This window comes from Sinomonas sp. G460-2 (assembly GCF_047759905.1).
Taxonomy (GTDB): Bacteria; Actinomycetota; Actinomycetes; order Actinomycetales; family Micrococcaceae; genus Sinomonas.
Window position 1 is genome coordinate 1 of sequence record NZ_JBKZWT010000193.1, and the last position, 6,914, is coordinate 6,914.

The following is a 6,914-nucleotide window of genomic DNA, read 5'->3' on the forward strand; positions in this document are numbered from 1 at the left end:
GAGGCCCACGGGCCGGGGCAGCTCGACGTGCTCGTCGTCGAGCGGGACGAGGAGGGCGTGGGAGAGGAGCCAATCGACCGGATTGTCCGTGCGCCGCCCGGGCCGCACACGCCCCTCGGCGTGGGGGACCGCGCCGACGGGCCAGTTCGTGAACTTGACCAGGACCTCGCGCGTGCGGGGCGGGGCGCCGTCGAGCGCCTCCGGCAGCCCCGCCCAGCGCTCGAGCGCGTACGCGGCCGCGATGTGATGCTCGACCGGCTGCTGTTGGGTGGCCGCGGGGATCGAGTTGACGATGTCCGCCGCGCGGTCGGCGAAGAACTGCGACGCGGTGGCGAGCTCGGTGTAGCAGCGGCCAAGCCCCGCCGGGTAGCTTCCGAGGACCTCGCGAACCCGTGCAACCGGCTGGTAATAGCGGCGGCGGCTCCCGGACGCGGAATGGATCGAGTCCGGCGGATCGGCGCGATAGATGAGCGCGAGCTGGGAGAGTTCGGCGAGGATCGCGTCGAGGGTGCCGAGCGTCGCGTTGCCCACGGCGTGCCGCAGCTCGACGGCGCTGCCGCTGCGGCCCTCGTCCTCATCGGTCGTGAGAACGAGTGCCTCGAGGACCTCGAGCTGCGGCTTGGACAGCGTCTCGAGCGCGCGCTGGAGGCTCACCCTCGCGCAGGCTCGGGCCGCGAGGGCAGCGAAGTCGGGGACGCCGGGCATGATGAGGTCGGGTCTGGAGGTGAAGAGCCTGCGCAGGGAATCGTTGCCCCGGGCGGTGAGTTCCTCGGCGAGAGCGCGGATCGACGACATGCCCTTAGCGCTTCCTCCGATCGATGAATCCCGCCACGAGTGCGGCGCCGAGGAGGGCGAAGGCGACGGGGAGCCCGTACAGCACGACGCCGGCCATCCAGCCGGGTGGGGTCTGCCCCGACGAGGCGAGTCCGATGGCAAGCGCCACCATGGCGAGGGAGAAGACCGCGACGGCGGCGCCGCCCCATGAGGCGGCGCGGCGGAATGTTGGCGCCATGCTTCCAAACCTAACAGCGACGGCGGTTCCGTGCTCGGTCCGATAGTCACGTGAGTCGCACTGTGCTTCAGGCGAACCGCGGCGGTGGCGCGGCGGGCCAGCCAGTAACCTAGAAGGTAGCGGCGCCGGGTCCGGCGTGCGCGCTTCTTATGCGGGCGGCTCTTGGGTTCGCCCGCATCGACAGATTGGGGTCAGGGCAGTGCCCACTGGCAAGGTCAAGTTCTTCGACAAGGCGAAAGGCTTCGGGTTCATCGCAGGCGACGACGGCCACGAGGTCTTCCTGCCGGGCAGCGCCGTGCCCGTCGATGCCGGGGAGATCAGGACCGGAACCCGGCTCGAGTACGGCGTCGCCGAGGGCAAGCGCGGCCCGCAGGCCCTGAGCGTCCGCGTGCTCGACAAGATCCCCTCGGTCGCCCGCGCGAAGCGCATGCCGGCGCGCGAGCTCGCCCCGATCGTGCAGGATCTCGTGAGCGTCCTGGACAACCTGTCCGGCCAGCTCTCGAAGGGCACGTACCCCGAGAAGGGCACCGTGATCGCGGCTGCCCTCCGCCGCGTCGCGGATCAGCTCGACGCCTGACATGGACCCCGACGTGACTCCCGCCCCCTCTGCCAAGCCCGAGCGCCGCGCCGGCGTGCCCGTATGGCGCGTGGGCAAGCCGGACGCCTTCCTCGCTGGCTCCGTCGACTTCGCCCGCACGGCGCTGCTCGACGCCGTCGAACCTGCCCAGGTCGGCCAGCACGTCGCCGCGAAGAGCGAGGGCGAGCGGCTCGTCACCCACCTCTTCGAGAGCCTCCGCCCCGGTTACCGCGGCTGGCAGTGGTACGTGACGCTCGCCCGCGTGTCGCGGTCCAAGACGCCGACCGTGAGCGAGCTGGGCATCCTCCCGAGCGAGAACTCCGTCCTCGCGCCCGAGTGGGTGCCGTGGTCCGAGCGCGTGCGGCCTGAGGACCGTGACGAGGAGGCCCCCGCGGTCGAAGAGGCCGAGGACGACGACGAGGCTGCCGCCGGCGAAGCGGACGACGCCGGCGAAGCGGATGCCGACGACGCCGAGGCCGAGGAGGCCGGCGTCACCGACATCGACGACGAACTCGACTGACGAGGACTCTCTCTAACAGTTCAGGGGTCAGCTCCCGCGGGTGGAACACCCGCGGGAGCTGACCCCTGAACCTTAATCGAGGGGTGGCGGTGGCTCAGCCGCGCAGCTGGCGCACCACGTAGTCGATGCACTGCGTGAGCTTCGTGACGTCGTCCGGCTCGACCGCGACGAACGTCGCAATGCGGAGCTGGTTCCGGCCGAGCTTGCGGTACGGCTCGGTGTCGACCACGCCGTTGGCGCGCAGGACCTTGGCGATCTGGGCGGCGTCGATCGCCTCGTCGAAGTCAATCGTCGCGATGACGTTCGAACGGTCCGCCGGGTCGGCGACGTAGGGCGTCGCGAAGTCGGACGCCTCGGCCCACGCGTAGACGCGGCTCGCGGAGTCCGCCGTGCGCTTCGCGGCCCACGCGAGCCCGCCCTGCGCATTGAGCCACTCGACCTGGGTGTTGAGGCTCACGAGCGTCGTGAGGCTCGGCGTGTTGTAGGTCTGGTTGAGCCTCGAGTTGTCGACCGCGGTCTTGAGGTCGAGGAAGTCCGGGATCCAGCGGCCGGACGCCTTGATCTCCTCGACGCGTGCGAGCGCGGCGGGGGAGAACAGCGCAAGCCACAGGCCGCCGTCGGACGCGAAGTTCTTCTGGGGCGCGAAGTAGTAGACGTCGCTCTCGGCGACGTCTACGTCGAGGCCGCCAGCGGCGCTCGTCGCGTCGATCACCACGAGCGAGCCCTCGTCGGCGCCCTGGACGCGGCGCACGGGGGCTGCGACGCCCGTGGAGGTCTCGTTCTGCGGCCAGGCGTAGACGTCGACCCCGGCCTCCGCCACCGGCTCGGGACGGGTGCCCGGCTCGGACGTGAGGATGCTCGAGGCCTCGAGGAACGGGGCCTTGTCCGTGGCCTTCGCGAACTTGGAGCCGAATTCGCCGAAGGAGAGGTGCTGCGCCTTCGAGCGGACGAGTCCGAACGAGGCCGCGTCCCAGAACGCGGTGGAGCCGCCCACGCCGAGGACCACCTCGTAGCCCTCGGGAGCCCGGAAGAACGCAGAGAGCCCCTCGCGGACCGAGCCCACGAGGTTCTTGACGGGAGCCTGGCGATGAGACGTGCCCAGGAGCGTGGCACCGGCGGCTGCGATCGCGTCGACCTGTTCCTTGCGGACCTTCGAGGGCCCGGCGCCGAAGCGACCGTCGGCCGGCAGAAGGTCGGCGGGAATGTCCAATCGGGTCGTTGCGCTCACAGAAGGCTCCTTGCTTGCGATTCCGGGCGGTAGGCTCCCTTCCGCCCCCGAAACAGTCTGCCGCAACGCTTCGGCGGCGTGCGAATTCGAGAAGCGCCGCCGTCGCACGCCGCTAATCTGAGCAGTTCAAAATAAGCTAGACTGTGAGTGGCGTTGCGTACTGTGCCCAGTGCTCGCATCGCCTCCGGCTGGGCCGCAGCCATTCGTCACGAGGAGCCGCTGACCGCATGACCGATCTCATCGACACCACCGAGATGTACCTCCGCACCATCCTCGAGCTCGAGGAGGAGGGGATCGTTCCCCTGCGGGCGCGCATCGCCGAGCGGTTGCGGCACTCGGGGCCGACCGTGTCGCAGACGGTGGCTCGCATGGAGCGCGACGGGCTCGTGGTCGTCTCGGGTGACCGGCACCTCGAGCTCACCGAGGCGGGGCGCAAGCGGGCCACGGAGGTCATGCGCAAGCACCGGCTCGCCGAGCGCCTGCTCTCGGACGTCATCGGGCTCGACTGGGCCTATGTGCACGACGAAGCGTGCCGCTGGGAGCACGTCATGAGCGAGCGCGTCGAGCGGCGGCTCTATGACCTCCTGGGCAAGCCGAGCGAGTCGCCCTATGGGAATCCGATCCCAGGCCTCGAGGCGCTCGGCGGTGAGCCGTCCGAGGGCTTCACCCAGGGCGTCGTGACACTCGTCGACGCGATGCGTGACTACGCGCCGGGCTCGCGCGTGGTGGTGTGCCGGCTCGCCGAGCCCATCCAGGTGGACCCAGAGCTGCTCGCCCAGCTCGACGAGGGCGGCATCCGCCCAGGCGCCAAGATCGCGCTCGAGCGCGTGGGCGACTACATCTCTGTCCGCACGCCCAAGGTCGACGGCGCGCTCGAACTGCCCGTCGAGGTCGCGGCCCACGTCTTCGTTTCGATCAGCTAGCGGCAACTTCACACGAACGAACACGGTCTTCGCACAAATATCCACTCCATGGATAAACCGAGAGCGCGGTCAGGTGTGACGCATCTCTCAATAATGGTCACGGGATGATTACGGCGCGGGAGCTCGGCTGAGGGGTCGACCCGACCCGGGAGCAGCCCCCTTCGACCCGTGGAGGGCCAGAGGTCCCGAATTCCGCGCCGTGTCAGCGGTTTCGGGCCCAGTTGGAAATCTGCCGTATCCCCTCCGTGACTGTCTGAGATCTCGCTGTGATCCGAATGTGACTTTTAGTGCGAGGTCGGGTACGCTCGATCCTGTTCCAACTCCAACCAAGTTGGAACATCCGGTCGGATTGCCTAGCTCTGCCACCGTCCGGAATCCGTTCGCACAACCGTCTGGCAGGGGCGGGGGAACCACTTTCGGTCCTCCTCACAAGGGAGGTCCTTGGGGTAAAGCAGCCCGGTGCTTGCACCGGGAGGCCGGATACTTCCAGTCCGAACCCGACAGCTCACCTCGCAGGCATTGGGAGAGGCTACCTCTGTGTCGTCACGCAACGTCATTGCGCGTCACCGGGCCGCGCCGGTCCGCAGTATTCCCGTCAGGGATGCTGTGCAGGCCGCGTCGGGTAACGCGGACAGCGCCAGCCGTCAGGCTGGCGTGTTTGTTGCTGGAATGCATCTGACCGTCATGTCGGGCTCGCCCGCCGTGATCGAGGATGCACAGCGCAAGGCCGCGATCCTCTCCGACGCATTCCGCGCCCCGTGCGCGGTCGCGTCAAAGAAGGCGAACTCGCCGCACCTAGCAAGCTCCGCCTTCTACACGCTCCGCTGACCCCCTGATCGAGAGGCTCACGGCTTCCCCCAGTGGCCGTGCCCTCATCCGCGCACCGAGACCCATGGTGCGCGGGAGACGAAAGAGAGAAACGCCCCAGATGTCCACTCGCGCTGGAATCGCTCGGCACCGCGCCGAGAACACTTCCTCCATCGCCGTGATCGCGAAGGCGGTGACGGAGAACGCCGGCGGCATGGGTCGCCAGGCTGCCGTTATTGCTGCAGCGTCCGGTCTCGTCCTCACCAGCGGTGTTGCTGCTAACGCCGCTGAAGCCCCTACGCAGCGCGAGGCATCCGCCCCGACCGCTCTTGAGGTTCAGACGGCTGTCGACGCCAACGTGGCTGCCGACGCCGGTGCTCAGGTGAGCTTCGAGCGTCCCGCTGTTGAGTCCACCGCCGCCCCGGTCGTGGCCCCGGCCCCCGTCGCGGCGCCGGTCGTTCAGACCGCTGCCACCACGACGAACGCGGTCGCACAGACCGCCACGGCCGTTGCGAAGCCTGTCGCCTCGACGGGCCTCGGCGCCGCGATCGCCGCCGCCGCGTACGCCCAGCTCGGCGTCCACCAGGACTGCACCGCGCTCGTGACCAACGCGCTTGCCGCGGTCGGGATCTACTACCACGGCTGGCCGGCCGGCTACCTCTCGCTCGGCCGCACGGTGAGCGCCGCCGAGGCTCAGCCCGGTGACCTCGCCTACTACCAGAACGGTGGCATGGGCATGGCCCACATCGCCGTCTACGTCGGCAACGGCATGGCCGTGCACGGCGGTTGGAACGGCAACACGACCTCGCTCTACAGCGTGAACGTGGGCTCCGGTCCGGTCTTCATCCGCGTCGGCGGCTGATCACCACAGCTCAGGCAAGGCGCTCCTCCCGTTCCGGGAGGGGCGCTTTGTCGTTTCCGGGGTGGTGAAAGCTGACGCGCTGGCGGCGTAGATGGGGCCCCACAGGCGCCGGCACAGGTGACTGAGGCGTGAACAATGGCGAACACGTTGCGCCGTGGCGCGGGGTCCGTTCGGTGAACTGCAAATCCGTTCAGTACTCTAAGAGAGTCGATCAGCCCGGCCAAGCACAGGGCAGCCGGCCCTGTGCCCCTGACCGGGTGCGGCCGTGAAGAGGCACGCGCATGCGCACACTCGTCTTGAATGCCGGATACGAACCACTGGCGGTAGTCAGCTTCCGCCGGGCGCTCGTCCTTGTCCTCGCCGGTAAGGCGAGCATCGTGGCCGAAGACGGCGATCCAGTCGTCGGCCCCCGCGATGTCCTGGGGCGCCCCTCCGTCATCCTGCTCAACCGGTACATCAGACCGCGCCGCACGCACGCGGCGACCGTCAGCAGACGGGGCGTGCTGCGACGCGACGGGCATGTGTGCGCGTATTGCGGCAAGACCGCCCACACGATCGATCACGTTCTCCCCAAGTCCCGCGGTGGCGCGGACAGCTGGGAGAATCTGGTCGCGTGCTGCCTGCGGTGCAACAACGTGAAGGGCGATCAGACTCCCGCGGAGATGGGGTGGAAGCTCCGTTTCACGCCCCAGGCCCCGGTCGGGACCGTGTGGCAGATCAAGGAGCTGGAGAAGCCCGTGGCCCAGTGGAGTCCGTTCCTCGCGCCGGAGTCGGCCGCCTGAACAGCGACACGCCCGAGTTCGGGGGCGCCGGGCTCGCCTTCGACGCGATCGTGCTCGCAGGCGGTCGTTCGAGCCGCCTGGGAGGGTATCCCAAGCCCCGCCTCGTGTACGAGGGTGTCACGCTCCTCGACCGCGCCCTGGGTGCCGTGAGCGCGGCGCGGCGCGTCGCCGTCGTCGGCCCCGAGCCGGACGCTCGGGAGTTC

The 6,914-nt window shown here is 69.2% G+C and carries 9 protein-coding genes, 1 pseudogene and 1 riboswitch; of the genes and pseudogenes, 7 read left to right on the forward strand and 3 right to left on the reverse strand.

The genetic code is table 11. The annotated features are described in order from the left end of the window. Together ACLN58_RS15390 and ACLN58_RS15395 are read right to left on the reverse strand one after the other, a co-directional pair. Window positions 1–795, reverse strand: a pseudogene (locus ACLN58_RS15390) (hypothetical protein); the annotation flags it as partial. A gap of 4 nt (window positions 796–799) precedes the next feature. Then, the gene (locus tag ACLN58_RS15395; protein ID WP_415856132.1) at window positions 800–1,012 is read right to left on the reverse strand and encodes a hypothetical protein; all 213 of its coding nucleotides are present in this window, start codon (window positions 1,010–1,012) and stop codon (window positions 800–802) included. Between the two features lie 199 nt (window positions 1,013–1,211). Here ACLN58_RS15395 and ACLN58_RS15400 point away from each other — a divergent pair, with 199 nt between their 5' ends. Further along, on the forward strand, window positions 1,212–1,589 hold the full coding sequence (locus ACLN58_RS15400) for a cold-shock protein (protein WP_415856133.1): 378 nt from the start codon (window positions 1,212–1,214) through the stop codon (window positions 1,587–1,589). Between the two features lie 13 nt (window positions 1,590–1,602). Continuing rightward, window positions 1,603–2,109 (forward strand): DUF3027 domain-containing protein, encoded by a 507-nt coding sequence (locus tag ACLN58_RS15405; protein WP_415856134.1) that lies wholly within the window; start codon window positions 1,603–1,605, stop codon window positions 2,107–2,109. Window positions 2,110–2,203: 94 nt separating this feature from the next. On the opposite strand, the gene serC is transcribed toward ACLN58_RS15405, so the two are convergent. Next, the gene (gene serC, locus ACLN58_RS15410) at window positions 2,204–3,337 is read right to left on the reverse strand and encodes a phosphoserine transaminase (RefSeq protein WP_415856135.1); all 1,134 of its coding nucleotides are present in this window, start codon (window positions 3,335–3,337) and stop codon (window positions 2,204–2,206) included. Between the two features lie 227 nt (window positions 3,338–3,564). Between serC and ACLN58_RS15415 the strand changes: the two genes are divergently transcribed. From ACLN58_RS15415 to ACLN58_RS15435, 5 genes are all read left to right on the forward strand, one after another. Continuing rightward, on the forward strand, window positions 3,565–4,260 hold the full coding sequence (locus tag ACLN58_RS15415; protein ID WP_415856136.1) for a metal-dependent transcriptional regulator: 696 nt from the start codon (window positions 3,565–3,567) through the stop codon (window positions 4,258–4,260). A 371-nt stretch (window positions 4,261–4,631) separates the two neighbouring features. Continuing rightward, a riboswitch (cyclic di-AMP (ydaO/yuaA leader) is annotated at window positions 4,632–4,793 on the forward strand. Between the two features lie 4 nt (window positions 4,794–4,797). Then, window positions 4,798–5,088 (forward strand): hypothetical protein, encoded by a 291-nt coding sequence (locus tag ACLN58_RS15420; RefSeq protein WP_415856137.1) that lies wholly within the window; start codon window positions 4,798–4,800, stop codon window positions 5,086–5,088. A gap of 100 nt (window positions 5,089–5,188) precedes the next feature. After that, entirely contained in the window at window positions 5,189–5,929 is a 741-nt protein-coding gene (locus ACLN58_RS15425) for an NlpC/P60 family protein (protein ID WP_415856138.1), read from the forward strand. 281 nt (window positions 5,930–6,210) lie between these two features. After that, window positions 6,211–6,711: an HNH endonuclease gene (locus tag ACLN58_RS15430; protein ID WP_415856139.1), complete on the forward strand. Its 501-nt coding sequence runs from the start codon at window positions 6,211–6,213 to the stop codon at window positions 6,709–6,711. Then, window positions 6,675–6,914, forward strand: a 240-nt coding sequence (locus ACLN58_RS15435; RefSeq protein WP_415856140.1) for a molybdenum cofactor guanylyltransferase, incomplete at its 3' end; no start/stop codon positions are given. The genes ACLN58_RS15430 and ACLN58_RS15435, both read left to right, overlap by 37 nt.

Excerpts from the sequence above, each read along its gene's own strand:
- ACLN58_RS15430 (WP_415856139.1), top strand. The coding sequence starts at position 6,211 with ATGCGCACACTCGTCTTGAATGCCGGATACGAACCACTGGCGGTAGTC.
- ACLN58_RS15415 (WP_415856136.1), top strand. The coding sequence starts at position 3,565 with ATGACCGATCTCATCGACACCACCGAGATGTACCTCCGCACCATCCTC.
- ACLN58_RS15425 (WP_415856138.1), top strand. The coding sequence starts at position 5,189 with ATGTCCACTCGCGCTGGAATCGCTCGGCACCGCGCCGAGAACACTTCC.
- ACLN58_RS15395 (WP_415856132.1), bottom strand. The coding sequence starts at position 1,012 with ATGGCGCCAACATTCCGCCGCGCCGCCTCATGGGGCGGCGCCGCCGTC.